The sequence below is a fragment of the Aquitalea sp. ASV11 genome, assembly GCF_016429185.1.
GTDB lineage: Bacteria > Pseudomonadota > Gammaproteobacteria > Burkholderiales > Chromobacteriaceae > Aquitalea > Aquitalea pelogenes.
This window is the reverse complement of sequence record NZ_JAELUD010000293.1, coordinates 1-297: the sequence shown is the minus strand read 5'-3', so window position 1 is coordinate 297 and position 297 is coordinate 1. Positions and strand designations below refer to the sequence as shown.

Here is a 297-nt window from a genome sequence, read left to right as displayed (position 1 = left end):
CCCCCCCCCCCCCCCCCCCCCCCCCCCCCCCCCCCCCCCCCCCCCCCCCCCCCCCCCCCCCCCCCCCCCCCCCCCCCCCCCCCCCCCCCCCCCCCCCCCCCCCCCCCCCCCCCCCCCCCCACCCCACATCTTACTGTTCGTCGGCAGCGTCAGATGTGTATAAGAGACAGGGGCCATACCGACAGCCTGGTGATTGCCGACTGCGGCCTGCCGATTCCGGCTGGTGTGGAATGCATCGACCTTGCGCTGGCGCTGGGCGAGCCGGGCTTTGCCCGCGTGCTGGATACCGTGCTGGCG

1 protein-coding gene is annotated in these 297 nt (G+C 78.1%); it reads left to right on the top strand.

The genetic code is table 11. The features are described from left to right. On the top strand, positions 1 to 297 hold a 297-nt coding region (locus JHD62_RS22810; RefSeq protein WP_304506271.1), incomplete at both ends, for an RbsD/FucU domain-containing protein.